The organism is Arsenicicoccus cauae (genome assembly GCF_043162025.1).
Taxonomy (GTDB): domain Bacteria; phylum Actinomycetota; class Actinomycetes; order Actinomycetales; family Dermatophilaceae; genus Arsenicicoccus; species Arsenicicoccus cauae.
Genome location: NZ_CP171001.1, coordinates 1,994,439 through 2,018,581 on the forward strand (window position 1 = coordinate 1,994,439; position 24,143 = coordinate 2,018,581).

At 72.9% G+C, this 24,143-nt stretch carries 20 protein-coding genes and 1 tRNA gene; 13 read left to right on the plus strand and 8 right to left on the minus strand.

Annotated elements, in window-relative coordinates; genetic code table 11:
• The first annotated feature begins 1 nt into the window (after position 1).
• A complete protein-coding gene (locus tag ACF3NS_RS09320; protein ID WP_288797434.1) occupies positions 2 to 826 on the plus strand; it encodes a sugar nucleotide-binding protein in 825 nt (274 codons plus the stop codon).
• Here ACF3NS_RS09320 and ACF3NS_RS09325 read toward each other — a convergent pair.
• Positions 807 to 1,991 carry a PQQ-dependent sugar dehydrogenase gene (locus tag ACF3NS_RS09325; protein ID WP_392465679.1) on the minus strand — a complete coding sequence of 395 codons (1,185 nt, stop codon included), beginning with the start codon at positions 1,989 to 1,991 and terminating at the stop codon, positions 807 to 809. The two genes, ACF3NS_RS09320 and ACF3NS_RS09325, sit on opposite strands and share 20 nt — an antisense overlap.
• A 309-nt stretch (positions 1,992 to 2,300) precedes the next feature.
• Between ACF3NS_RS09325 and ACF3NS_RS09330 the strand changes: the two genes are divergently transcribed.
• Genes ACF3NS_RS09330 through ilvC form a run of 3 tightly spaced genes read left to right on the plus strand, consistent with a single transcriptional unit; the run spans position 2,301 to position 5,794 of the window.
• Positions 2,301 to 4,157 carry an acetolactate synthase large subunit gene (locus ACF3NS_RS09330; RefSeq protein ID WP_375804514.1) on the plus strand — a complete coding sequence of 619 codons (1,857 nt, stop codon included), beginning with the start codon at positions 2,301 to 2,303 and terminating at the stop codon, positions 4,155 to 4,157.
• Positions 4,154 to 4,663, plus strand: a complete 510-nt coding sequence (ilvN, locus tag ACF3NS_RS09335) for an acetolactate synthase small subunit (RefSeq protein ID WP_288797437.1) — start codon at positions 4,154 to 4,156, stop codon at positions 4,661 to 4,663. Before ACF3NS_RS09330 ends, ilvN begins: the two co-directional genes overlap by 4 nt.
• A 15-nt stretch (positions 4,664 to 4,678) precedes the next feature.
• Entirely contained in the window at positions 4,679 to 5,794 is a 1,116-nt protein-coding gene (ilvC, locus tag ACF3NS_RS09340; protein ID WP_392465682.1) for a ketol-acid reductoisomerase, read from the plus strand.
• Positions 5,795 to 6,133: 339 nt separating this feature from the next.
• On the opposite strand, the gene ACF3NS_RS09345 is transcribed toward ilvC, so the two are convergent.
• On the minus strand, positions 6,134 to 6,886 hold the full coding sequence (locus ACF3NS_RS09345) for an aminoglycoside adenylyltransferase domain-containing protein (protein WP_195849184.1): 753 nt from the start codon (positions 6,884 to 6,886) through the stop codon (positions 6,134 to 6,136).
• A 346-nt stretch (positions 6,887 to 7,232) separates the two neighbouring features.
• Positions 7,233 to 7,802 carry an RNA 2',3'-cyclic phosphodiesterase gene (gene thpR / locus ACF3NS_RS09350; protein WP_392465684.1) on the minus strand — a complete coding sequence of 190 codons (570 nt, stop codon included), beginning with the start codon at positions 7,800 to 7,802 and terminating at the stop codon, positions 7,233 to 7,235.
• A gap of 87 nt (positions 7,803 to 7,889) precedes the next feature.
• Between thpR and fdh the strand changes: the two genes are divergently transcribed.
• The 4 genes from fdh to ACF3NS_RS09370 are packed head-to-tail and all read left to right on the plus strand — an operon-like array spanning position 7,890 to position 14,656.
• Positions 7,890 to 11,291, plus strand: a complete 3,402-nt coding sequence (fdh, locus tag ACF3NS_RS09355) for a formate dehydrogenase (protein WP_392465685.1) — start codon at positions 7,890 to 7,892, stop codon at positions 11,289 to 11,291.
• Complete coding sequence (locus tag ACF3NS_RS09360) at positions 11,291 to 12,244, plus strand: 4Fe-4S dicluster domain-containing protein (protein WP_392465688.1); 954 nt, start codon at positions 11,291 to 11,293, stop codon at positions 12,242 to 12,244. The genes fdh and ACF3NS_RS09360 overlap by 1 nt, the downstream gene beginning before the upstream one ends.
• The gene (gene nrfD / locus ACF3NS_RS09365) at positions 12,241 to 13,332 is read left to right on the plus strand and encodes an NrfD/PsrC family molybdoenzyme membrane anchor subunit (protein WP_392465690.1); all 1,092 of its coding nucleotides are present in this window, start codon (positions 12,241 to 12,243) and stop codon (positions 13,330 to 13,332) included. Before ACF3NS_RS09360 ends, nrfD begins: the two co-directional genes overlap by 4 nt.
• Positions 13,333 to 13,378: 46 nt before the next feature.
• Positions 13,379 to 14,656: an OFA family MFS transporter gene (locus tag ACF3NS_RS09370; protein WP_392465692.1), complete on the plus strand. Its 1,278-nt coding sequence runs from the start codon at positions 13,379 to 13,381 to the stop codon at positions 14,654 to 14,656.
• 76 nt (positions 14,657 to 14,732) lie between these two features.
• Here ACF3NS_RS09370 and ACF3NS_RS09375 read toward each other — a convergent pair whose 3' ends face one another.
• The 3 genes from ACF3NS_RS09375 to ACF3NS_RS09385 are packed head-to-tail and all read right to left on the minus strand — an operon-like array spanning position 14,733 to position 16,465.
• On the minus strand, positions 14,733 to 15,140 hold the full coding sequence (locus ACF3NS_RS09375; RefSeq protein WP_392465694.1) for a rhodanese-like domain-containing protein: 408 nt from the start codon (positions 15,138 to 15,140) through the stop codon (positions 14,733 to 14,735).
• Positions 15,137 to 16,135 (minus strand): selenide, water dikinase SelD, encoded by a 999-nt coding sequence (selD, locus tag ACF3NS_RS09380; protein ID WP_392465697.1) that lies wholly within the window; start codon positions 16,133 to 16,135, stop codon positions 15,137 to 15,139. The genes ACF3NS_RS09375 and selD overlap by 4 nt, the downstream gene beginning before the upstream one ends.
• Positions 16,136 to 16,165: 30 nt before the next feature.
• Entirely contained in the window at positions 16,166 to 16,465 is a 300-nt protein-coding gene (locus ACF3NS_RS09385) for a Rho termination factor N-terminal domain-containing protein (protein WP_392465699.1), read from the minus strand.
• Positions 16,466 to 16,525: 60 nt separating this feature from the next.
• Between ACF3NS_RS09385 and ACF3NS_RS09390 the strand changes: the two genes are divergently transcribed.
• Positions 16,526 to 16,621, plus strand: a tRNA-Sec gene (locus tag ACF3NS_RS09390).
• A gap of 39 nt (positions 16,622 to 16,660) precedes the next feature.
• Here the strand turns inward: ACF3NS_RS09390 and ACF3NS_RS09395 are convergent.
• Both ACF3NS_RS09395 and ACF3NS_RS09400 read right to left on the minus strand, forming a co-directional pair.
• A complete protein-coding gene (locus tag ACF3NS_RS09395; RefSeq protein ID WP_392465701.1) occupies positions 16,661 to 17,407 on the minus strand; it encodes a hypothetical protein in 747 nt (248 codons plus the stop codon).
• Positions 17,408 to 17,492: 85 nt separating this feature from the next.
• Positions 17,493 to 18,365 carry a hypothetical protein gene (locus ACF3NS_RS09400; protein ID WP_392465703.1) on the minus strand — a complete coding sequence of 291 codons (873 nt, stop codon included), beginning with the start codon at positions 18,363 to 18,365 and terminating at the stop codon, positions 17,493 to 17,495.
• Between the two features lie 158 nt (positions 18,366 to 18,523).
• On the opposite strand from ACF3NS_RS09400, the gene selA reads away from it, so the two are divergent.
• From selA to ACF3NS_RS09420, 4 genes are all read left to right on the plus strand, one after another.
• Complete coding sequence (selA, locus tag ACF3NS_RS09405) at positions 18,524 to 19,849, plus strand: L-seryl-tRNA(Sec) selenium transferase (RefSeq protein WP_288798229.1); 1,326 nt, start codon at positions 18,524 to 18,526, stop codon at positions 19,847 to 19,849.
• Positions 19,846 to 21,642: a selenocysteine-specific translation elongation factor gene (selB, locus tag ACF3NS_RS09410; RefSeq protein ID WP_353889942.1), complete on the plus strand. Its 1,797-nt coding sequence runs from the start codon at positions 19,846 to 19,848 to the stop codon at positions 21,640 to 21,642. Before selA ends, selB begins: the two co-directional genes overlap by 4 nt.
• A gap of 106 nt (positions 21,643 to 21,748) precedes the next feature.
• On the plus strand, positions 21,749 to 22,846 hold the full coding sequence (locus ACF3NS_RS09415; protein WP_288798228.1) for a 3-isopropylmalate dehydrogenase: 1,098 nt from the start codon (positions 21,749 to 21,751) through the stop codon (positions 22,844 to 22,846).
• A gap of 125 nt (positions 22,847 to 22,971) precedes the next feature.
• Positions 22,972 to 24,075, plus strand: coding sequence for a branched-chain amino acid aminotransferase (locus ACF3NS_RS09420; RefSeq protein WP_154593448.1), 1,104 nt, complete (start codon positions 22,972 to 22,974; stop codon positions 24,073 to 24,075).
• The last annotated feature ends 68 nt before the right edge of the window (positions 24,076 to 24,143 follow it).

The following is a 24,143-nucleotide window of genomic DNA, read 5'->3' on the forward strand; positions in this document are numbered from 1 at the left end:
GGTGCGGCTCCTGGTCACCGGAGGCACGGGGTGGGTCGGCCGGCACGTGGTGCGGGCGGCGCGGGCTGCGGGGCACGACGTGGTGCACGCGTCGCGCACCCCCGGGCCGGACGGCGTGCGCCTCGACGTGCGGGACGGCGCCGAGGTCCGCCGGTGCCTCGAGACGGTCCGCCCCGACGCACTCGTGCACACGGCATACGACCAGCAGGACTGGGTCACGACGACCACCGGCACCGTCCACGTCGTGCGCGGCTGCGGGCTGGTCGGGGCGCGGCTGGTGGCACTGTCCACCGACCTGGTCCTGCCGAGCCGCGAGGCCTGGTCGGACGAGAGCGTGCCGCCCGCGCCCACCACGCCGTATGCCGCCGCGAAGGCCGCCTGCGAGGCCGCCGTGGCCGCCGCGCTCGACGACGCCGTGGTCGTCCGCACCTCGCTCGTCGTCGGGCGGGGCAGCACGCACCACGCGCTGGTGCACGCCGTCGCGGCGGGGCAAGGCGCGCTGCGCGGCGACGAGATCCGGTGTCCCGTCCACGTGCTCGACCTGTCCGCCGCCCTGGTGGAGCTGGCCACCGAGGCCCGCGGCGTGCGGGGTCTGGCCCACGTCGCCGGGGCGCAGGCGATGAGTCGCCACGACCTCGGCCTCCTGGTGGCCCGTCACGAGGGGCTGGACCCGGCCCGGCTGCCGGTCGCGTCGAGGGGGGACGCGCCCGGCCCGGCGTGCGTCCGCCTGGACTCCACCCGCGCGGCGTCCGTGCTGCGCACCAGGGTCCGCCCGGTCGCGGAGGCGCTGGCGGCCGAGGCCACGATCACGACGGCGGCAGGATGACGATCCGGTCGTCGCCGTCGCGCTCGTCCCCGCGAAAGGTGTTGCTCGTGATGATCCACAGCCGGCCGTCCGGGGCGCGCTCGACGGTCCGCAGCCGGCCGTAGGTCCCCTCCAGCAGCGCCTGCGGCTCCCCGGTTTTGCCGCCCTGCAGGGGAACGCGCCACAGGCGCTCGCCGCGCAGCGCTGCGACGTAGGCCGCGCCGTCGGTGCCGATCGCCAGCCCGCTGGGGGAGGCCTCGTCCGTGCGCCAGACCACGAGCGGGTCCGTGAAGCGCGTGTCGCGACCGCCTCCGTTGTCCTCCTGCCGGCCCTCGACCGTGGGCCAGCCGTAGTCGCGGCCCTCCTGGATCAGGTTGAGCTCGTCCCAGGTGTTCTGCCCGAACTCCGTGGCCCACAGGCGCTGCTCGGCGTCCCAGGCCAGGCCCTGCACGTTGCGGTGGCCGCGCGACCACACCGAGGACGAGGGGTCGGGGTTGCCGGGGGCGGGGGCGCCGTCGGCGGTGACCCGTAGGATCTTGCCGCCGAGCCAGGAGGCATCCGGGGCCCGGTCGCGCTCCGAGGCGTCCCCGGTCGGCACCCAGATCATCCCGTCCGGGCCGACCTTGATGCGACCGCCGTTGTGGATCCCGCCCGCCGGGATGCCCGACAGGACGACGCGCTCCGGCATCAGCCGGTCCCCCTCCAGGCGCAGCCGCACCACCCGGTTGTCCTGCCTGGTGGTGTGGTAGACGAAGACCCTCTGGTCCGTGGCGAACTCGCGCGACACGGCGATGCCCAGCAGCCCACCCTCGCCGTTGGCCTCGACGCCGTCGATGCGCCCGACCTCGACCGGCCGGGCGCCCTCCCGGACCCGCAGCACGCGCCCCTCGTCCCGGAGCGTGACGAGAGCCGATCCGTCGGGCAGGAAGGCGAGCCCCCACGGGACGTCGAGGCCGGTCGCCACCTCGACGGGGCTGCTGGCGGGGGCGGGGGCGGCGGGCGAGTCGGATGCCGGAGCCGTGCTCGAGGACGCCGGGGCCGAGGTGCCGGACGTGGCGGTGGAGATCGTGGAGGAGGAGGAGAAGGTAGCGGTGGAGCTGGCGGTGGTCTGCGTCGAGGCGGTGCAGGCCGTGACGGCGGTCAGGCCGACGAGCAGCGGCAGGGCGAGTCGGCGGGGCGTCGTCATACGACCAGTCTGCGACCCCGGCCAGGGAGGGACCACCCGGCCGCTGTCCGTGACCTGGGACATGATGCCCACATCGCGAGACTGCCGCGCGCCCCCTTTGACGCGGGGCCTCCCCTGGGGGACTGTTGACCCGTGGCCCAAATCCTCGTACTTCCCTAGCGCGCCGTCGACCTGCGACAGCGCGCCACCCCTGCGTCCCGGCACCCGGGTCAGGGGTTTTTTCATGGGTGGCCACGAGCGCACCGGACCCGCACAGGGTCGGCACCCGCCGACCCGACGACGATGTCATCCCGAAAGTGGTGAGACACAGTGACCGACACCACGTCGACCGCTGCCACGCCCGCTCCGCGTCCCGATGGCGCCCTTCCCGCCCCCAGCCCCTCCAGCGTCGCCGCAAACGTGCGGCACCGGACGCCGGTCCAGGTCACGGGTGCGCAGAGCCTGGTCCTCGCGCTCGAGGCGCTCGAGGTAGACACCGTCTTCGGCATCCCGGGCGGGGCGATCCTCCCGGCCTACGACCCGCTCATGGACTCCAGCTCGGTGCGCCACGTCCTGGTGCGCCACGAGCAGGGCGCGGGCCACGCCGCCCAGGGCTACGCCTCGGCGACCGGCAAGGTGGGTGTGTGCATGGCGACGAGCGGGCCGGGAGCCACCAACCTCGTCACGCCGCTGCTCGACGCCTACATGGACTCCGTCCCGATGGTCGCGATCACGGGCCAGGTCGGCAGCGCCTCGATCGGCACCGACGCCTTCCAGGAGGCCGACATCCGCGGCATCTCGATGCCGATCACCAAGCACAACTACCTCGTGACCGACCCGGCCAAGATCCCGCAGGCGCTGGCCGAGGCCTTCCACATCGCCGGCACCGGCCGCCCCGGTCCGGTCCTCGTCGACATCACCAAGGACGCGCTCCAGGCGAGCACCACGTTCTCCTGGCCGCCGACCTTCGAGCTGCCGGGCTACCACCCGGTGACCCGGCCGCACCACAAGCAGATCCGCGAGGCCGCGCGCCTCATGCGCACCTCGCGCCGTCCGATCTTCTACGTCGGGGGCGGCGTGATCCGCGCCGAGGCGCACGAGGACCTGCGCCGCCTGGTGGAGCTGACCGGCATCCCCGTCGTCACCACGCTGATGGCCCGCGGCGCCTTCCCCGACTCGCACCCCCTGCACCTGGGCATGCCCGGCATGCACGGCTCGGTGGCCGCGGTCACCGGCCTGCAGAAGGCCGACCTGCTGATCACCCTCGGCGCGCGCTTCGACGACCGGGTCACCGGCCAGCTGTCGACCTTCGCGCCGGGCGCGGCGGTCATCCACGCCGACATCGACCCCGCCGAGATCGGCAAGAACCGCGTCGCCGACGTGCCGATCGTGGGCGACGCCAAGGAGGTCATCCGCGACCTCATCGACACCATCAAGGCCGACCAGGCCGCGGGCGACGTCGCCGACTACAGCGAGTGGGTCGCGACCGCGCAGGGGTGGAAGGAGACCTACCCCGTCGGCTACGTCCACGAGGACGAGGCCACGATCGCCCCGCAGGCCGTCGTCGAGCGGCTCGGCGAGATCGTCGGCCCCGACGCGATCTACTGCGCCGGCGTCGGCCAGCACCAGATGTGGAGCTCGCAGTTCATCCGCTACGAGCGACCACGCCAGTGGCTCAACTCCGGTGGCGCCGGGACGATGGGCTACGCCGTGCCCGCCGCCATGGGCGCCAAGGCCGGCGACCCCGACCGCGTCGTCTGGGCCATCGACGGCGACGGCTGCTTCCAGATGACCAACCAGGAGCTGGCGACCTGCGTGGTCAACGACATCCCGATCAAGGTCGCCATCATCAACAACTCGAGCCTCGGCATGGTGCGGCAGTGGCAGACGCTCTTCTACAACGAGCGCTACTCCAACACCGACCTGCACACCTCCCACGACCAGATCCGCATCCCCGACTTCGTCAAGCTGGCCGAGGCCTACGGCTGCGTCGGGCTGCGGTGCGACGACCCCGCCAAGATCGACGAGACGATCCAGGCCGCCATGCAGATCAACGACCGTCCGGTCGTCGTCGACTTCGTGGTCAGCCGGGACGCCATGGTGTGGCCGATGGTCCCCGCGGGCGTGAGCAACGACGAGATCCAGATCGCCAAGGGCATGGCCCCGAAGTGGAGTGATGACGAGTGAGCAAGCACACCCTGTCCGTGCTCGTGGAGAACAAGCCCGGCGTCCTCACCCGCATCGCCGCGCTGTTCTCCCGCCGCGGCTACAACATCGAGGCGCTGGCGGTCGGTGAGACCGAGCACCCCGAGATCTCCCGCATGACGATCCGCGTCGACGTGGACGTGCTCCCGCTCGAGCAGGTCACCAAGCAGCTCAACAAGCTCGTCGAGGTGCTCAAGGTCGTCGAGCTGCAGGCCGACCAGGCGGTGGAGCGGCACATCATCCTGGTCAAGGTCCGCGCCGACGCCGCGCACCGCGGCCAGGTGATGGAGGTCGTCGAGATGTTCCGCGCCAAGGTGGTCGACGTGGGGCCCGACACGCTCGTCGTCGAGGCCACCGGTAACGTGCTCAAGCTGGAGGCGCTGCTGCGCACCCTCGAGCCCTTCGGCGTCAAGGAGCTGGTGCAGTCCGGCCTGGTCGCCATCGGGCGTGGCTCCCGCTCCATCACCGACCGCAGCAACCGCGGCTGACCGTCCATCGGTCGTATGCCGAGACGCCGGGTCTCGGCATACGGCCCCTCCCCGTTAGATAGACGCACGACCACCCACGAAGGAGACCAGCCCATGGCTGCTGAGATGTTCTACGACGACGACGCCGACCTGTCCCTGATCCAGGGGCGCAAGGTCGCGGTCATCGGCTACGGCTCGCAGGGTCACGCCCACGCGCTCAACCTGCGTGACTCCGGCGTCGACGTCCGCGTCGGCCTGGCGGAGGGCTCGCGCAGCCGCGCCAAGGCCGAGGCCGAGGGGCTGCGCGTCCTCACCGTCGCGGAGGCGGTCAAGGAGGCGGACGTCGTCGTCATCCTCACGCCGGACCAGGTGCAGCGCACCGTCTATGCCGAGGAGATCCAGCCCAACCTCAACGAGGGGACCGCGCTGGTCTTCGGCCATGGGTTCAACATCCGCTTCGGCTACATCACGCCCGAGCCCGGCTCCGATGTGCTGATGGTCGCGCCCAAGGGCCCCGGCCACCTCGTGCGCCGCGAGTACACCGACGGCCGCGGCGTCCCCGTGATCGTCGCGGTCGAGCAGGACCCGTCCGGCCAGGCCTGGGACCTCGCGAAGTCCTATGCCAAGGCCATCGGCGGGCTGCGCGCCGGCGGGATCCGGACGACGTTCACCGAGGAGACCGAGACCGACCTGTTCGGCGAGCAGGCCGTGCTGTGCGGCGGCGCCTCCCAGCTGGTGATGTACGGCTTCGAGACGTTGACCGAGGCGGGCTACCAGCCCGAGGTCGCGTACTTCGAGTGCCTGCACGAGCTCAAGCTGATCGTCGACCTCATGATCGAGGGCGGCATCGCCAAGCAGCGCTGGTCGATCTCGGACACGGCGGAGTTCGGGGACTACGTCTCCGGGCCGCGCGTCATCTCCCCGGAGGTCAAGGACAACATGAAGGCGGTCCTGGCGGACATCCAGGACGGGACCTTCGCCAAGCGCTTCATCGACGACCAGGACGCCGGTGCCCCGGAGTTCACGCGCCTGCGCGAGCAGGGCGCCCAGCACCCCATCGAAAAGACCGGCAAGCAGCTGCGCTCGCTGATGAGCTGGATCAAGGACGGCGCCTCCGACTCGGACTACGTCGAGGGCTCCGCCGCTCGCTGACCACCCGGCTGATCCGGCAGGGTCGGTGGGTCGATCGAGCGCGGCACCGAGGGCGCCTCACCCGTCGTGGGTGGGGTGCCCTCGGCCGTATGCCGACGCGAGCGGTCCCGTTCCTGGGCGGGCGTCCGCCATACGTCTGGTCGTCTGGTGCTGCGTCCCCCGTCTGGTGCGTCCCCCGTCTGGTGCTGCAGCCCAAGACGGGCGACGGCCGCGCAGACGGCAGACGCGGGCCGAGACCGAGAACGCCGCCGCCCGCCCGTCCCGCACCTACCGGGGGTAGGTACATCGGCCTGGGGGACGGGGGCCGGTCGATGCCCCTACCGGGGGTAGGTGTGTGGGTCAGGCCCAGGTGAGGTCGTCCAGCACGTCCTGCACCAGCGCGCGACCGGCCATGGTCGCCCCGTCCAGCCGTATGCCGCGACGCTGCGCGTCGAGCGCCCGGCGCACGACCACCTCATGCTCGGGGCGCTGCTCGAGCAGCCACTCGGCGCCGTCGACCTTGCTCACCAGCTCGCCGGTCTCGGCGAACCTCAGCGCCCGGCAGGCGTTGAGCACGGCATAGCCCTCGTCGGCGTTGTCGACGCCCCACCTCAGCTCGTCGACGAGCTGCGCGAGGACCTCGTCCCGGTCGATCGCCCCGACCAGCTCGGCGGGCGCCGGGCCGTGCAGGGCGATGCCGGCCGCCCGCACGACCGCGAGGTGCAGGAGCAGGTCCGGGTCGCCGTCGCCGCGGTCGAGCACGACCCGCGAGTCCGGCTGCGCCCCATCGGAGGCCGTCACGTGCACCGCGAAATCCCACGGTTCGTGCGGTGACTCGGCCAGGGAACGACGGATCACGCTGAGCTCCAAGGGGGTCCACTCATCCCCGACGGTCGAGACGGCGGCGCCCACGGCCGCCCAGTCACGCTCGTGGGGCTGGCCCTCGCCCTCGCCCTCGCTCACCACGGCCAGCACGTCCAGGTCGCTGCGCCCCCGGACGAAGCCTCCGAGCGCTGCGGAGCCGTGGACATAGACGCCGACCAGGTCGTCGCCGAGCTGCTCTCGCAGCGCCGCCAGGACGCGGTCGGCCAGAGGCTGCCAGGGGGTCGTCATGGGCCCCACTCCATCATGGCGGCGGCAGCCTGACCGCATCGGCGGGGCCACCGACGCAACCGGCGCAGCGGAGCCTGTCCTACGTCGACGGATGGAGGGTCACCTGCCCTCCATCGTTCACCCGGATGCAGCCTGGGCGGGCGCCACCTGCTCGTCATCAACAACGGCCAGGGCGTGCAGAGCCTGCAGCTCGTGCACGCCCAGACCGGCACGCTCACCCAGACATTGGAGCACCCCACGCCTCCCCCAGACGACGACCGAGCGTCGCGGCGCGCCTGCGCCTCGGGTCCGGGCGGTATGCCGAGTCGGTGGTCAGCACCTCGGCATGCCGCCCGTCGCCGTGCGGTCAGGCGAAGGGGTGGGTGGCGTGCTCGACGTGGCGGGCACGGCCACCGGCGCCCTGGCCGAGGTGCGACTCCACGAGCGTGAGGGTGTCCACGGTCCACGTCGGTCCGGCATACGTGTCCAGGACCTGCAGCCAGCGACGCACGTCGCGCGCGATCCCGAGCCGGGCCAGGGTCAGGTGCGCCCGGAAGGGCCCGCCCTCGACCTGCGTGCCCGCCGCGTTGGCGCTCGAGCGGCACAGACGGGCCAGGGGAGCCAGGCCGTCGAGCGGGTCGTCGACGCCCAGCCAGAGCACGCGGGCGTCCGCCGTGCCGGGGAAGGCCCCGCCCCCGGTCAGCCGCAGGTCGAAGGCCTCCGTCTGCAGGGTCAGCTCGTCGAGCCGCTCCTCGAGCCGCTCCAGGGACGAGGGGGACACCGACGGCAGGAAGGCCAGCGTCAGGTGCCACTGCTCGGGCCGCGCCCACCGCAGGTCGGGGTCGGCGTCCAGGCGGGGCTCGAGGAAGGCCTCGAGGTCCGCGAGCACCTCCTCCGGCGGGGTCACGGCGAGGAACATCCGGCGTCCACGGGGCATCCCCCCAGCATGCCAGCGCACATCCGCGCGAGCATCGTGGCACGGTCCCGGAATTCGTCGTAGGGTGAGCGCAACCAAGGAGGCCCCATGGACGTGAAGAAGACCTTCCTGTCATGGCCGGTGGTGCGTCAGCTCGCCGGCGGAGACCCGCTCGGTCGCGGCGCCGCCGCCCAGTCAGCCCGGACCGCGGCCCTGCAGCCCCGCACCGTCACCGCGGACTCGGTCGCCCACAGCGTGTGCCCCTACTGCGCCGTCGGCTGCGCGCAGAAGGTCTTCGTCAAGGACGGCAAGGTCGTCCAGATCGAGGGCAACCCCGACTCGCCCGTCTCGCGGGGCAAGCTCTGCCCCAAGGGGTCGGCGAGCGAGCAGCTCGTCAACTCCCCGACCCGGCAGACCCAGATGCTCTACCGCCGTCCCTTCGGGACGCAGTGGGAGTCGATCGAGCGGGACAAGGCCATCGACATGGTCGTGGACCGGCTCCTCGACACGCGACGGCGCACCTGGCAGGACCACGACGACGACGGTCGTCCGCTGCGCCGCACGATGGGCATCGCCGCCCTCGGAGGAGCGACCCTCGACAACGAGGAGAACTACCTCATCAAGAAGCTGTTCACGGCCATGGGTGCGATCCAGATCGAGAACCAGGCCCGTATTTGACACAGCGCCACGGTTCCCAGTCTGGGAGCCTCGTTCGGTCGTGGCGGTGCCACGAACTACGTGCAGGACCTGGCCAACTCCGACTGCATCGTGATCCAGGGCTCCAACATGGCGGAGGCCCACCCGGTTGCGTTCCAGTACGTCGTCGAGGCCAAGCGCCGCGGCGCGACGGTGATCCACGTCGACCCGAGGTTCAGCCGGACCTCGGCGCTGGCGCACCGGCACGTCGGCATCCGCGCGGGCAGCGACATCGTGTTCCTCGGCGCGATCATCAATGCCATCCTGTCCAAGGACCTGCACTTCGAGGAGTACGTCCGCGCCTACACCAACGGGCCGGTCATCCTGCGCGAGGACTTCCAGGACGTCGACGAGCTTGACGGTGTCTTCTCGGGGTACGACCCGGAGACCGCCAGCTACGACAACGACACCTGGATGTATGCCGACATCGGTGACGGCACGGAAGAGTCGCAGGCGTCCAAGCAGGAGCGCGCAGCCGGGGATGAGCACGGCTCGGGCGGACCGACCCTGCCCAGTGCGCACCGGGTGCGTCGCGACGAGTCCATGCAGGACCCGCGCTGCGTCTTCCAGGTGCTCAAGCGGCACTACGCCCGCTACACCCCTGAGGTGGTCGAGCAGACCTGCGGCATCTCCCGGGAGGACTTCGACTACGTCGTCCAGGCGATGACGCGCAACTCGGGCAGGGAGCGGACCACGGCGTTCTGCTACGCCGTCGGCTGGACCCAGCACTCGGTCGGAGCGCAGTACATCCGGACCGCCTGCATCATCCAGCTGCTGCTCGGCAACGTCGGCCGTCCCGGTGGTGGCGTCATGGCCCTGCGCGGCCACGCGTCGATCCAGGGCTCGACCGACATACCGACGCTGTTCAACCTGCTCCCGGGGTACCTGCCGATGCCCAAGGCCGGGGTCCACGATTCGCTGAAGGACTACCTGGGCACCATCTCCACCCACGACCAGAAGGGATTCTGGACCAAGGCCGACACCTACACGGTGAGCCTGCTCAAGGCGTGGTGGGGCGAGGCGGCCACGGCCGACAACGACTGGTGCTACGACTACCTGCCGCGCCTGACGGGCGACCACGGGACCTACCGCACGACCATGGACATGATCGACGGCAAGGTCGAGGGCTACTTCTTGCTGGGGCAGAACCCCGCGGTGGCCTCCGCCCATGGTCGGCTGCAGCGTGACGGGCTGGCCAGCCTCAAGTGGCTGGTCGTGCGGGACCTTCGTCTGATCGAGTCGGCCACCTTCTGGCACGACTCGCCCGAGATCGAGTCGGGGGAGCGCAGTCCCGAGACGATCGGCACGGAGGTCTTCTTCTTCCCCGCGGCCTCGCACGTCGAGAAGGCCGGCACCTTCACGCAGACGCAGCGCATGCTGCAGTGGCGTGAGCAGGCGGTGCTGCCGCCGGGGGATGCCCAGAGCGAGCTGGACTTCTTCCACGAGGTGGGGGTGCGGCTGCGCCGGCGCCTCGCGGGCTCGACCGACCAGCGGGACCGCCCGCTGCTCGACCTCACCTGGGACTACCCGGTCGACGAGCACGGCGAGGTCGACGGTGAGGCCGTCCTGATGGAGATCAACGGCCGCTACCTCACGGGGGACAAGGCCGGTCAGCCCCTGCCGCTGTTCACCGAGATGCAGGCCGACGGCTCCACCGAGGGCGGGTGCTGGATCTACACCGGCGTCTTCAAGGACGGGGTCAACCAGGCCAACCGTCGCAAGCCGCGCTTCGACCAGGACGAGACCGCGCTGGAGTGGGGCTGGTGCTGGCCGGCCAACCGGCGCATCCTCTACAACCGCGCCTCGGCCGACCCCGAGGGCAGGCCGTGGTCCGAGCGCAAGAAGCACCTCTGGTGGGACGCCGAGGCGGGGCGCTGGGCGGGGCCGGACGTGCCGGACTTCCCCGCGGACCGGGACCCGGCCTACCGCCCGCCCGAAGGTGCCACCGGGCCCGCCGCCATCGCCGGTGACGACCCGTTCATCATGCAGGCCGACGGCAAGGGCTGGCTGTTCGCCCCCAAGGGCCTGCTCGACGGGCCGTTGCCCTCGCACTACGAGCCGCAGGAGGGTCGCGTCCGCAACCCCTTCTACAGCCAGCAGGCGAGCCCCACCCGCAAGGTCTACGAGCGGCCGGACAACCTCACCGCGCCGTCCGGCGGGCGGCCGCCGGAGGACGAGGTGGCCCGGGAGCATCCCGGGGTCTACCCCTACGTCTTCACGACCTACCGGCTCACCGAGCACCACACGGCGGGCGGCATGAGCCGCTGGTTGCCCTACCTGGCCGAGCTGCAGCCCGAGATGTTCTGCGAGGTGTCGCCCGAGCTGGCGGCCGAGCGAGGGCTGGAGCACCTGGGCTGGGCCACGTTGGTGTCGCCGCGGTCGGCGATCGAGACGCGGGTCCTCGTGACCTCGCGCATGAAGCCGCTGACCGTCGACGGGCGTACCTTTCACCAGATCGGCCTGCCCTACCACTGGGCGACGGGTGGCACGGGCGCCGTCGTCAGCGGCGACTCCGCCAACGACCTGATGGGCGTCACGCTCGACCCCAACGTGCTCATCCAGGAGTCCAAGGTCGGCGCCTGCGACATCCGTCCCGGGCGTCGACCGCGCGGACCCGAGCTGCTGGAGCTGGTCGACTCCTACCGGCGACGGTCCGGCGTCACCGAGGAGACCGGCAACGAGCTGCGCTCCGGGGTGGACGCGGACCACGCCGAGCAGGAGCGCGAGACCAAGGTCAAGGAGCGCGACGACAGCGGCGCCGACGTCAAGGGCGCCTCCGAGGTCGGACACGACGACAAGAACGGTGACCGCTGATGCCCAACTCCCTCTTCGGCCCGCTGGACCCGGCGCCCGACGCTGGCTGGCAGGATGCGCCGGACCGCGAGGGCTTCCTCACCGACACGTCGGTCTGCATCGGCTGCAAGGCCTGCGAGGTCGCGTGCAAGGAGTGGAACCAGCTCCCCGAGGACGGCCTGGACCTGCTCGGGTCGTCCTTCGACAACTCCAAGAGCCTCGGGGCCAGCACCTGGCGTCAGGTCAAGTTCATCGAGCAGCCGGGCCGGGCCGACGACACCGTGCTGGGTCGCCAGCCGGTGGACCTCGGTATGCCGGGCCTGCGGCCGGACGACGCGTCGCTGCCCGGCGCGCTCGACGCCGCTCCCGCGGCCGACGGCAAGCCGGACTTCCGCTGGCTGATGAGCTCGGACGTGTGCAAGCACTGCACCCATGCCGGCTGCCTGGACGTGTGCCCGACCGGCTCGTTGTTCCGCACGGAGTTCGGCACCGTGGTCGTGCAGGACGAGATCTGCAACGGCTGCGGCTATTGCGTGGCGGCGTGCCCGTTCGGCGTGATCGAGCGACGCCCCGGCAGCAAGGGCGAGGTCACCAATGCCGGTGTCGCCCAGAAGTGCACGCTGTGCTACGACCGGATCGGGGCGGGTCAGACGCCCGCGTGCGCCCAGGCCTGCCCGACGGAGTCCATCCAGTTCGGTGACGTGACCGAGCTGCGCGAGCGGGGCCGGGCCCGGGTGGCGACGCTGCACGAGCAGGGCTACACGTCCGCCCGGATGTACGGCGACGACCCACGCGACGGCGTCGGGGGGACGGGGGCGATGTTCCTGCTCCTCGACGAGCCCGAGGTCTACGGCCTGCCGCCGGACCCGGTCGTGACGACCAAGGACCTCGCCGACATCTTCCGCAAGGGCGGCGTCGGTGGTCTGACCCTGCTCGTCGGCGTCGCCCTGTCCTTCCTCGGAGGCCGTCGATGACCAACCCTGCCCAGCAGGAGACGCGCGAGGGCCTGTGGCCCGACGAGCCCGGGGACCGCGGTCCGCGCAGGCCGCGGCGTGGATCAGGCGTGTTCGGCGTGCGCCGGTTCGCCGGCAACGGCCGCGGCGAGGAGTCGATGGTCCCCGAGGCCGAGTTCACCTCCTACTACGGCCGACCCATCGTCAAGCCCGCCCCGTGGTCGGACGAGATTCCCGCCTACCTGTTCGTCGGAGGGCTCGCGGCGGGCTCGTCGCTGCTCGCCGCGGGCGCCGACCTGGCCGACCTGCCCGGCCTGCGCCGCCAGTCGCGCTGGACGGCCCTCGGCTCGATCGGGCTGGCGACCTACTTCCTGGTCGCCGACCTCGGCCGGCCCGAGCGGTTCCTCAACATGCTGCGCATGGTCAAGCTGACCTCCCCCATGAGCGTGGGCTCGTGGATCCTCGCGGGCTACGGCCCGCTGGCCGGGGTCGCCGCCGTGGCCGAGCTGGCCGGGCCCGTCGAGGAGGTGCTGCCGCAGACCCTCAAGCCCGCCGCGCGCCTGCTCGGCCGGGCCGGTCGTCCTGCCGGCCTCGGAGCGGCCTTCTTTGCCCCGCCGCTGGCCGCCTACACCGCCGTGCTGCTCGGCAACACCGCCACCCCCGCCTGGCACAGCGCCTACAAGGAGCTGCCCATGGTCTTTGCGGGCTCGGCGGCGGCTGCCGCGGCCGGGGCGGCGATGATCGCCGCGCCCCACGAGCAGGCTTGGCCCGCAGGGCGGCTCGCCGTCGGGGGCGCCCTGTGGGAGCTCGGCTCGGCCCAGGTCATGGAGCACTCCATGGGCCTGAGCGCCGAGCTGCTCCACGAGGGCGAGGCGGGGCGGTGGTGGACCGCGAGCAAGGCCCTGACCCTCGGCGGGGCTGCGCTGTCCCTCGTCGCCGGACGGCGCGGCAAGCCCGCTGCCGCCGTGGCCGGAGCTGCGCTGCTCGCCGGGTCGGTGTGCACCCGGTTCGCCATCTTCCGCGCCGGGATCGCCTCGGCCAAGGACCCCAAGTACACCGTCGTCCCGCAGCGCGCCCGCCTCGACCGCGGCGAGCGCACCCTGGGGTGACCCCTCTGCACGCCATCCGACCTCGCTCCATAGACAGGAACCCACGATGAGCTCGACCACTCGGGAGGCGGCACCCGCACCCACCGCCACCCCCAACCGCTGGCTGCTGCTGCTCGGCGGCGTGCTCGTGCAGATGGCCATCGGTGCCGTCTATGCGTGGAGCGTCTTCGGAAAGGCCCTGCAGTCGGACTCGTCGCTGCTGCACCTGAGCAAGACGCAGGCCGCGATCCCGTTCGAGGTCGCCATCGGCATGATCTTCGTCGGGTCCTTCATCGGCGGGCGCATCCAGGACCGCAAGGGCCCGCGCGTGGTCGCCCTGACCGGCGTGGTCATCTACGCGATCGGCATCATCCTCAGCTCGTTCGCCCGCGACGAGGGCCAGTTCTGGCTGCTCGTGCTGGGCTACGGGCTGCTCTCGGGGTTCGGTCTGGGGATGGCCTACATCGTCCCGATCGCCATGCTGCAGAAGTGGTTTCCCGACAAGGCCGGGCTCATCACCGGCCTCGCCGTCGGCGGCTTCGGCTTCGGTGCCGTCATCACCGCGCCGCTCGCGACCAGGCTCATCGCGGGCGACCCGGCGCACCCGACCTCGCCCTTCCTGTGGCTCGGCATCGCCTACCTGATCGCCGGCGTCCTCGGCGCCTCGGTCTTTCGCAACCCGCCCCAGGGCTACGCGGTGGGTGGGGCCCCCGCCGCGAGTACCGCCAAGACCGCCGCCTCGGCTCCGGCCGGCGGGCGCGCTGACTTCACGCAGAACGAGGCGCTGCGCACGCCCCAGTGGTACCTCCTCACCCTGGTCCTCACCATCAGCGTCACCGCGGGCATCTCGCTGATCTCGGTCGCCGCGGGCAGCGCCACCGACATCGCCGGGTACTCCGCGGCGGGCGCCGGTGCCCTCGTGGGCATCATGGGGCTGTTCAACGGGGTCGGGCGCATCCTGTGGGCGTCGCTGTCGGACCGGATCGGCAAGATGACGGCCTTCGTCGGCATCCTCGGCCTGCAGGGGCTGGCGCTGATCGCGCTGCCGCACGTCGGCAGCGCCGCCATGTTCGCCGTGCTCGCCGCGATCATCTACACCTGCTACGGCGGTGGCTTCGGCACGATGCCCTCCACGGCGGGGCGCTTCTTCGGCATCAAGAACGCCGGCGGCATCTACGGCCTCATGCTCATCGGCTGGAGTATCGGCGGGGTGGCCGGGCCGCTGCTCGCGACCGCGCTCATCGGCAACGACAAGAACTACACCCTGGCCTTCACCACGCTCGGCGTCATCGCGCTCGTGGGCGCGGTGATCCCGTTGATCACCAAGGCTCCTCGTCGACACTAGGTCCCCGGCCGGTATGCCGACCGGCCCCGACCGCCCGCGCCGCGCCGCAGCGGGCCGGCCGGGGCCGGTCTGGCCATCAGCGGCGCACGTCGGCCGGCTCGGTGGTGGTGGGCAGCCCCGCGGCCACCCAGGCCTCGACGCCGCCCACGACGTCGGACGCGTTGCGCAGCCCCAGGTCTCGCAACGACCGGACCGCCAGGCTCGAGCTGTAGCCCTGGCGGCAGAGCAGGACATAGGGGACGTCCCAGCCCGTGGCCTCGGGGATGCGCCACGCGGAGGTCGGGTCGAGCCGCCACTCCAGCACGGTCCGGTCGATCACGAGCGCGCCGGGGACCTCGGCGGTCTCGGCCCGCTGCTCGGGCGTGCGGGTGTCCACGAGGATGGCGCCGGCCCGCTGGGCGGCATACGCCTCCTGCGGCGTCAGCCGCGTCCAGCCCTGCCGGGAGCGCGCGAGGTGCCCGTCGACGCCGACCGGCTCGGTCATCGCACCCGGATGGTGTGCTGGCCGCCCGCCACGACCTCGCCGATCACCGGGGCACCCGGCACCTCGCCGACCACCAGCAGGCCCCCGCTGGTCTGCGCGTCCGCGAGCAGCAGCAGCTCGTCCTGGTCGACGGACGCCTCGAGGTGCGGGCGCACCCAGTCGAGGTTGCGGCGCGTCCCGCCGCTGACGTAGCCGTCGCGCAGCGCCTCGCGCGCGCCCTCGAGGTAGGGGACGGCGGCGGCGTCGAGGACGGCCGACACCTCCGAGGCCCGCATCATCTTGTGCAGGTGCCCGAGCAGCCCGAACCCCGTGACGTCGGTGGCCGCCTCGACCCCCGCCTCGACGGCGGCCCGCCCGGCGTCGGCGTTGAGGGTCGTCATGGACGCGATCGCCTGCGGAAACAGCTCGCCGGTCGCCTTGTGGCGGTTGTTGAGGACCCCGACGCCGAGGGGCTTGGTCAGGCTGATCGGGAGGCCCGCGCGGGCCCGGTCGTTGCGCAGCAGCCGGTCGGGGTCGACCAGACCGGTGACGGCGAGGCCGTACTTGGGCTCGGGGTCGTCGATCGAGTGGCCGCCGCCGACGGGGCAGCGCGCCTCGCGGGCGATGTCGAGGCCACCGCGCAGGACCTCGCGCAGCAGCTCGGCGGGCAGCACCTCGCGCGGCCACCCCACCAGGTTGACGGCCACGATCGGGCGTCCGCCCATGGCATAGACGTCGGACAGGGCGTTGGCCGCCGCGATCCGTCCCCAGTCGTAGGCGTCGTCGACGACGGGCGTGAAGAAGTCGGTGGTGACGACGACGGCCTGGCCGGGGCCGATGCGGACGACCGCGGCGTCGTCCCCGTCGTCCAGACCGACGACCATCTCGGAGCCCTCGGGGCTGTCCACGCCGACGAGACCGCTGACGATCTCCTCGAGCTCGCCAGGGGGGATCTTGCACGCGCAGCCGCCTCCGTGGGCGGTCTGGGTCAGTCGGACGGGGGCGGTGGTCGTCATACGATCCACTGTAGATCGACGACCCGCCTCTCAGTGCTCGCGCAGGGCGTCGATCAGCTCGTCCTTGTTCATCGAGGACCGGCCCTCGATGCCGACCTCACGGGCCCGGTCGAGCAGCTCGTCCTTGGTCCAGTCGTCATAGCTGCCGTGCTCGCCGCCCCGCGCCCCGACCGTCGAATGGCCCTGGGCGGCGGCGGCATTGGCGATGCGCGCCGACTTCTCCTTGCTGTTGCCCTCGTCGCGGAGCGTCTCGTAGAGCTCCTTGTCCCTGACGCTGGGCCCTGGGTCGTCCTGGCGCTGGTCCTTGCTCGCGTCTTCGCTCGGTGCCATGGCTCGACGATACCCCGAGGGTGCGTCTGAGGTGGTCTGGCGGCGGGTAGGATCTGCCGCGGAGGCGTACAGGTGCCTGGTGGTCCTCCCGGTCTTCAAAACCGGTGTGCGGCGGCATCCGTCGCAGGCGGGTTCGATTCCCGTCCGCCTCTGCCACATTCGTGGTGTCGTCGAGATGGGTGGTCCGCCGGGCGGCTAGGCCTTGACGACGATGACCGGACGGCGCGCCGGGTCCAGCCACCGCACCGTGGCGGTCAGCTCGGACATGCTGTCGATGCCGACGCAACCTCCGGTGTAGGACCGGGCGTAGTGCAGGAAGATGCCGGCGCCGGAATGGGCGCCGTGGCGGTCGGGGGTCGTGTAGTTGTAGCGAATCACGACGGCCTGGCGGTAGAGCCCGCTGTCGACGTAGGACTGCAGCCGCTCGGACGAGCGCGCGACGGACGCCGGGACGGAGCACGACTCGCGCCACCGGTTGTAGTCGCGCTGGCCCGGGTCCTGGATCCACCAGCTGCAGCCCGTGACGCGGCGGTAGGGCAGGCGGGTGCCCGGGTTGCCGGCGCCGAAGGCGTGCACGAGCGAGAAGGTCCCGGCAGGGGTGGTGCTGGTGCCCTGGCGTCGTTGCGCGCTCGGGACGACGCCCCCGCGGCCAAAGACGGCGGTGGCGGGGGCGTTGACCCGGACCCAGCGAGCTCCGTTCCAGGAGTAGCGGGCCCAGGTCCCCTTGGTGCCCGCGGTGCGGTCCGCGACCATCACCTGGGTGGACTGGAGCTGGCTGACGGACGTGCCGGGGACGTAGACCGGTCGTGGCGCGGCGGCGGAGGAGGGGAGGGCGGGCGAGGCGGGGGAGGCCGGCCCGAGGGCGACGGCCGTGACGGCCGCGGCGAGGGCGGCGACCGAGGCGCGGAGGGAACGGTGACGGGGGCGGGTGTGTCGGGTCACGCGCCCACTATGACCCAGAAAAATACTCTGAGTGAATAGTGGTGACGGAATGTCACGGAAGGTCACGGAAGGTCGTGCGCTTCGGTCACGGTTGCGCGGCGTAGAGGTCGTACTCCCGGCGGTAGCGCTCGTAGTCCTCGCGGTAGCGGGCCCAGGCCAGGTCGTAGGCCTGCTGCTCCAGGGCGTGGGCCCTGCGCGCCGACACCTCCGCGCCGAAGGCTGCCTCCAGGTCCTCGCAGCTGAGCCGGTAGCCGTAGCGCGGGTTGTCCGCACCGTGACAGCGCGCCCACGTGGAGGCCCCGGCCTCGACGACGCGCGCGAAGTACGGCCCGTCGTTCCAGGCCCCGCGGCTGCTCCCCATGGCCCGGGCCAGGGCATCGCCGCAGGTCCAGGTGTCGCACCGTTGGCGCAGCTCCTGGTGCCCGCGCTCGTGCATGGCCACGAGGTAGGTGTCCTCGGTGCTCATCCCGCGCTCCACGTGGACGACCTGGTGCTCGTCCGTCAGGCCCACCGTGGACTCGCCGGCCACCACCGTCTGGGCGCGCAGGGCCGGGTCGCCGGGCTCTGCGCAACGGGCGGCCGAGCCGTTGACGGCCTGCACCAGCTGGTCGCACGACCATCCCTGCACCGCCGCGCGCGACGGCACCTTCGGCAGGGGTGCGGGGGGAGGGGCCGGCGTGTGCAGGGGGGTGGGGCGGGGGAGCGCCGGGGGCCGCGGCGCCGCCGGGGCGGTCCGCGTGGGGGTGGGTGAGCCCGGGTCCACGGGCCGGCCTGCGACGGTGCGCGCTGCGGGGGCGGGGGACGTCGTCCCGGGCGGGGCGCCCGAGACCGACAGCACGGGGGCCACGCATCCGGCCAGCCACGCCGTGCCGGTGAGCAGCCCGACCACCCGGACCACGAGCGCTTCCCGCCGGGTGGCCGACGGGCGACGGCGGACGGCGGTCGCGTGCCCGTCCATCTGCCCCTCCGATCCCGGCCTTCCTGCCCGACCTCCTCATGATGGTTGCTGAGCGTAATCTGATCATTACTAAGGAATGTCGGGTCACCCTTTCGGAGTGACTTGGTGGGCTGTCCGCCAGAGCTCCACCTGACGCGCGGGCGGCATAGGGTCGAGACATGGCCACCACCGACCCGCGCCGCCGGGTGCCCCGCACCGATGCCGTGCTGGCCGACCCGCTGCTCGCCGACCTGCAGTCCTCGCTGGGGCGCGACCGGGTCCGGGACGTGGTGCGCGAGGTGCAGGACCAGGTCCGTCGTGGCGACCTCGCCCCGGAGGACGTCGTGGCGGCGGTGCGCGACGACCTGCGGCGGCGCGTCCGGCATACCCAGGTCCTCAACGCGACCGGGGTTGTCCTGCACACCAACCTCGGCCGGGCTCAGCTGGCCCCCGCCGCCGTCGAGGCGCTGGTGGCCTCGGCCGGGTGCACGGACGTCGAGCTCGACCTCGTCACCGGCGTGCGCGCGCGCCGCGGTCGCCGCGCCCTGGACGCCCTCGGCCGCGCGGTGCCGGCCGCCGGTGGTGCCCTCGTCGTCAACAACGGCGCCGCCGCGCTCAGCCTCGTGCTCACCACGCTGGCCCAGGGGCGGGAGGTGCTGGTCAGCCGCGGCGAGATGGTCGAGATCGGTGACGGCTTCCGGCTCCCCGACCTCATCGAGTCCACCGGCGTGCGGCTGCGCGAGGTCGGCACGACCAACCGCACGCGGCTCGCGGACTACGCCGGCGCCGTCACGGAGCGGACCGCCGCGATCCTCAAGGTCCACCCGAGCAACTTCCGGGTCGAGGGCTTCACGAGCGAGGCGACGGTGGCCGAGCTGGCCGGGTTGTCTCGCGACACCGGGCTACCCCTGGTGGTCGACATCGGCAGCGGCCTGCTGCAGCCCGACGCCCTGCTGCCCGACGAGCCCGACGCCGACACCGCCCTGCGCGCGGGGGCCACCCTCGTCACGTGCAGCGGGGACAAGCTCCTCGGCGGTCCTCAGGCCGGCATCGTCCTCGGCGCGGCCGACGAGGTGGAGCGCGTGCGCCGGCATCCGCTGCAGCGCGCCTTCCGCGCCGACAAGCTCACGCTGGCCGCGCTGGCCGCCACGCTCGGGTCGGCGACGACCCCGACCTACGAGGCCGTCCACGTCCCGGAGGGCGAGCTGCGCACGCGTGCCGAGGACCTCGGCCGTCGGCTGGCGGCCCCGGTCGTGCCCTCGGTCGGCCGGGTGGGTGGGGGATCGGCGCCGGGGCTGGACCTGCCCGGATGGGCCGTCGTCCTGCCCGAGCCGTATGCCGAGCGACTGCGGCTCGGCAGCCCCGCCGTGGTCGCGCGGGTGGAGGGCGGACGCACGCTGCTCGACGTGCGCTGCCTGCCGACGGAGCGTCTTGACGAGGTGACCGCGGCGGTCCTGGCGGCGCGCGACCACCTGGCCGACGCCGGGGGGTCGAGCGGCGCATGATGCACATCGTCGCCACCGCCGGGCACGTCGACCACGGCAAGTCCCGCCTCGTGCGACGGCTCACGGGCATGGAGCCCGATCGCTGGGCCGAGGAACGACGCCGGGGGATGACGATCGACCTCGGTTTTGCCTGGACCTCGCTCGACTCGGGGGAGCGGGTCGCGTTCGTCGACGTGCCTGGGCACGAGCGCTTCATCGGCAACATGCTCGCGGGGCTGGGTCCGGCCCCGGCGGTGCTCGTCGTGGTCGCGGCCGACGAGGGCTGGCGCGAGCAGAGCGAGGAGCACCTCGAGGCGGTGAACGCCCTCGGCCTGCGGCACGGTGTCCTCGTGGTGACCCGCAGCGACCTGGCCGACCCCGCGCCCGCGCTCGCCCAGGCCCGGGAGCGCGTGGCCCGCTCGAGCCTGGGGGCGTGCGAGGCCCTGGCGGTGTCCGCCGAGACGGGCGAGGGCATCGACGAGCTGCGCTCCGCCTTGCGGCGTCTCGTCGCCCGCCTGCCCGAGCCGGACCACGGGGCACGGGTGCGGCTGTGGGTCGACCGGACCTTCACCATCCCGGGCGCGGGCACGGTGGTCACGGGCACCCTCGGTGAGGGCTCGTTGCGGGTGGGGGACGCCCTGGAGCTGGGTCGTCGCCCGGTGCGGGTGCGGGGGCTGCAGTCGCTCGGCGAGGACCACGACGCGGTCCCGGCGCGGGCGCGGGTCGCGGTCAACCTGCGGTCCACGCCGGTCGACGCGGTGGGCCGCGGCGACGTGCTCGTCACCCCGCACGCCTGGCACTGGACGCGTGAGGTCGACGCCTGCCTGCACGGCTGCGTGGCCGCCGACCTGCCGGGCGAGCTGACCGCCCACGTCGGATCGGGATCCTGGACGGCGCGGGTCCGGCCCCTCGGTGACGGGTTCGTCCGGCTGCGCCTGCCCGAGCCCCTCCCGCTGCAGGCGGGGGACCGCCTCATCCTGCGCGACCCCGGTCGTCGCGCGGTGCTGGCTGGCGCCACCGTCCTTGACGTCGACCCGCCCGCGCTGCGACGACGCGGCGCCGCGGCCAGGCGCGCGGGAGACCTCGCGTCGACCGAGCCGCTCGGCCCCTCGGGCCCGCGCCGGGTCGACATCGCCCGCGAGGTCGAGCGTCGAGGCGCCATGCGCCCCCGTGACCTCGCGGTCCTCGGCGTGCCGCCCCAGGACCTCCTCGCGGACGTCCTGGGCGTCCGGCACGTGGGGGAGTGGCTGGTGGGCGAGTCCGCCTGGCAGCAGTGGCAGTCCGAGCTGCTCGCCGCGGTCCAGCGCCGCATCGCAGAGGTCCCCCTGGACCCCTGGCTGCGCCTGGAGGAGGCGCGGCGCCTCACCGGTGCCCCGGACGTCGCAACGCTCACCGCCGCCGCTCGCGACGCGGGGCTCGAGGTTGGCGAGGGCAAGGTCTCGCGCCCCGGCGTGCGGCCCAGCCTCGGCGCCGCCGAGCCGGGGCTGCAGGCTCTCGAGCGGCAGCTGACCGAGCACCCCTTCGCCGCGCCCGAGCGGGGCCAGCTCGACGCCTGGGGGCTGGGAGCGCGCGAGCTGGCCGCCGCCGAGACCGCCGGGCGCCTCGTGCGGCTCGTCGACGACATCGTGCTGCTGCCCCGCGGGCCGGCGCTGGCGATGCGCGAGCTGGCGGCCCTGGACCAGCCCTTCACCACGAGTGCTGCGCGGCAGGCGCTCGGCACGACGCGGCGGGTCGTCATACCGCTCCTCGAGCACCTGGACGCGCGAGGCTGGACCCGCAGGGTCGACCCGACCCACCGGGAGGTCGCGCGCTGAGGCACCGTGCCGACCGGGCCGCCGCCATGGGCCGGGCAGACGGCGCCGCACGACAGATCCTGAGACGCCGTTTCGCTGGGTGAGATCGCTGCCTAGCCTCGGGCCTATGACCAGCCAGCCCACCGCCGCGCCCACCAGCCTCGACCTCGCCGTCGTGGGGGGTGACGGCATCGGCCCCGAGGTCGTGGCCGAGGGCCTGCGCGTCCTGCGGACGGTGACGCAGGCCGAGGGAGTCCAGGTCCGCACCACGGACTACGCTCTCGGCGCGCAGCGCTGGCACGCGACCGGCGAGACGCTCACCGACGCCGACCTCGAGGCGCTGCGCGGGCACGACGCCATCCTGCTCGGCGCGATCGGTGACCCCAGCGTCCCCTCCGGCGTCCTCGAGCGTGGCGTCCTGCTGCCGCTGCGCTTCGCGCTCGACCACTGCGTCAACCTGCGCCCCTCCACGCTGTACCCCGGCGCGCAGAGCCCCCTGGACCTGCCGCGCGTCGCGCCCGACGGCTTCGACTTCGTGGTGGTGCGCGAGGGCACCGAGGGGCCGTACGTCGGCAACGGCGGCGCCCTGCGCGTCGGCACCCCCCACGAGATCGCCACGGAGGTCAGCGTCAACACGGCGTTCGGCGTCGAGCGGGTCGTGCGCGACGCCTTCGCCCGTGCGCAGGCCCGCCCCCGCAGGAAGCTCACGCTGGTCCACAAGCACAACGTCCTGGTCCACGCCGGGCACCTGTGGCGTCGGACCGTCGAGGCCGTCGCGCCCGAGTTCCCCGAGGTCACCGTGGACTACCTGCACGTCGACGCGGCCACGATCTTTCTCACGACAGACCCCGCGCGGTTCGACGTGATCGTGACGGACAACCTGTTCGGCGACATCCTGACCGACCTGGCCGCCGCGGTCTCGGGCGGCATCGGGCTCGCGGCGAGCGGCAACATCGACCCCTCCCGCACCAACCCGTCGATGTTCGAGCCGGTGCACGGCTCGGCGCCCGACATCGCCGGGCAGGGCAAGGCCGACCCGACCGCCGCGATCCTGTCCGTCGCGCTGCTGCTGCGCCACGTCGGCCTGGTCCCGGCGGCCGAGCGCGTCGAGGCGGCGGTGCTGGCCGACCTCACCGAGCGCGGCGCGGCGGCGCGTTCCACCCCCGGCTCCACGCCCCGATCGACGCAGCAGGTCGGCGAGGCCATCACCGCGCGCCTGGCCTGACGTCCTCGACCCTGGCCCGTCCGCCGGGGTCCGCAGGCCAGGTCGATACGTCCCCCTCTGGCGGATCCCGACGATCGATGGCGCGGTAGCCTTCGAGGCGATCACCGTGCGACAAGGAGCACCCCATGACGACGCCGTCCCTGTCCTTCCCGCTGGACCGCACCACCACCCCGGTGCCCGACGCCGACCGCGAGCAGATCCTCGCCAACCCCGGCTTCGGCAAGACCTTCACCGACCACATGGCCGTGGCGACGTGGACCGCCGACGCCGGCTGGCACGACGACGCGGTCCGCCCCTACGGCCCCTTCCAGCTCGACCCCGCCGCGGCCGTCCTGCACTACGGCCAGGAGGTCTTCGAGGGGCTCAAGGCCTTCCGCCACGCGGACGGCTCGGTCTGGAGCTTCCGTCCCGAGGCCAACGCCGAGCGCATGCAGCGCAGCGCGCGCCGCCTCGCCCTGCCCGAGCTGCCCGCCGAGGACTTCCTCGAGTCGGTCCGCGCGCTCGTCTCCGCCGACGAGGTCTGGGTGCCGGCCGCCGGGTCCGGGGAGACCTCGCTCTACCTGCGTCCCTTCATGTTCGCCTCGGAGCCCTTCCTCGGGGTGCGCCCCGCCCGGGAGGTCACGTATGCCGTGATCGCGTCCCCCGCGGGCGCGTACTTCTCCGGCGGCCTGGAGCCGGTGACGCTGTGGATCTCCACCGACTACGCCCGGGCCGGCGCCGGCGGCACGGGCGCCGCCAAGTGCGGGGGCAACTACGCCTCCAGCCTCGCCGGCCAGCTCGAGGGCATCGAGAACGGTTGCGACCAGGCGGTCTTCCTCGACTCCGAGACGCACGAGTACATCGAGGAGCTCGGCGGCATGAACCTCTTCCTCGTCTACCGCGACGGGCGCCTCGTGACGCCGGAGCTCACCGGCTCGATCCTTGAGGGCGTCACCCGCAGCTCCATCCTGCGGCTCGCCACGGAGCTCGGCCTGACCCCCGAGGAGCGCCGCATCCCGATCCAGGAGTGGAAGGACGCCGCCGAGTCCGGTGAGCTGGCCGAGGTCTTCGCCTGCGGCACGGCCGCCGTCATCACGCCCGTCGGCGAGCTGCGCTGGAACGGCGGCTCGGTCAACCACCGCACAGCCGCCACCGACGACAAGGTCGCCCTGTCCATCCGCAACCAGCTCCTGGACATCCAGTACGGCCGCGCCGAGGACCCCCACGGCTGGATGACCCGACTGGTCTGAGCCCTCGGCGGAGGTCGCCACAAAAGGTTTGACACCAGACCATTGACGCGGCCCGGGGCATCCGGTTC

What these genes read in the sequence shown, in the direction of transcription:
- ACF3NS_RS09325 (WP_392465679.1), bottom strand. Translation starts at nt 1,991, where the DNA reads ATGACGACGCCCCGCCGACTCGCCCTGCCGCTGCTCGTCGGCCTGACC.
- selB (WP_353889942.1), top strand. Translation starts at nt 19,846, where the DNA reads ATGATGCACATCGTCGCCACCGCCGGGCACGTCGACCACGGCAAGTCC.
- selD (WP_392465697.1), bottom strand. Translation starts at nt 16,135, where the DNA reads ATGACGACCACCGCCCCCGTCCGACTGACCCAGACCGCCCACGGAGGC.
- ilvC (WP_392465682.1), top strand. Translation starts at nt 4,679, where the DNA reads ATGCCGAGACGCCGGGTCTCGGCATACGGCCCCTCCCCGTTAGATAGA.
- ACF3NS_RS09385 (WP_392465699.1), bottom strand. Translation starts at nt 16,465, where the DNA reads ATGGCACCGAGCGAAGACGCGAGCAAGGACCAGCGCCAGGACGACCCA.
- ACF3NS_RS09375 (WP_392465694.1), bottom strand. Translation starts at nt 15,140, where the DNA reads ATGACCGAGCCGGTCGGCGTCGACGGGCACCTCGCGCGCTCCCGGCAG.
- selA (WP_288798229.1), top strand. Translation starts at nt 18,524, where the DNA reads ATGGCCACCACCGACCCGCGCCGCCGGGTGCCCCGCACCGATGCCGTG.
- ACF3NS_RS09360 (WP_392465688.1), top strand. Translation starts at nt 11,291, where the DNA reads ATGCCCAACTCCCTCTTCGGCCCGCTGGACCCGGCGCCCGACGCTGGC.
- ACF3NS_RS09370 (WP_392465692.1), top strand. Translation starts at nt 13,379, where the DNA reads ATGAGCTCGACCACTCGGGAGGCGGCACCCGCACCCACCGCCACCCCC.
- ACF3NS_RS09400 (WP_392465703.1), bottom strand. Translation starts at nt 18,365, where the DNA reads ATGGACGGGCACGCGACCGCCGTCCGCCGTCGCCCGTCGGCCACCCGG.
- thpR (WP_392465684.1), bottom strand. Translation starts at nt 7,802, where the DNA reads ATGCCCCGTGGACGCCGGATGTTCCTCGCCGTGACCCCGCCGGAGGAG.
- ACF3NS_RS09415 (WP_288798228.1), top strand. Translation starts at nt 21,749, where the DNA reads ATGACCAGCCAGCCCACCGCCGCGCCCACCAGCCTCGACCTCGCCGTC.
- ACF3NS_RS09420 (WP_154593448.1), top strand. Translation starts at nt 22,972, where the DNA reads ATGACGACGCCGTCCCTGTCCTTCCCGCTGGACCGCACCACCACCCCG.
- ACF3NS_RS09345 (WP_195849184.1), bottom strand. Translation starts at nt 6,886, where the DNA reads ATGACGACCCCCTGGCAGCCTCTGGCCGACCGCGTCCTGGCGGCGCTG.
- nrfD (WP_392465690.1), top strand. Translation starts at nt 12,241, where the DNA reads ATGACCAACCCTGCCCAGCAGGAGACGCGCGAGGGCCTGTGGCCCGAC.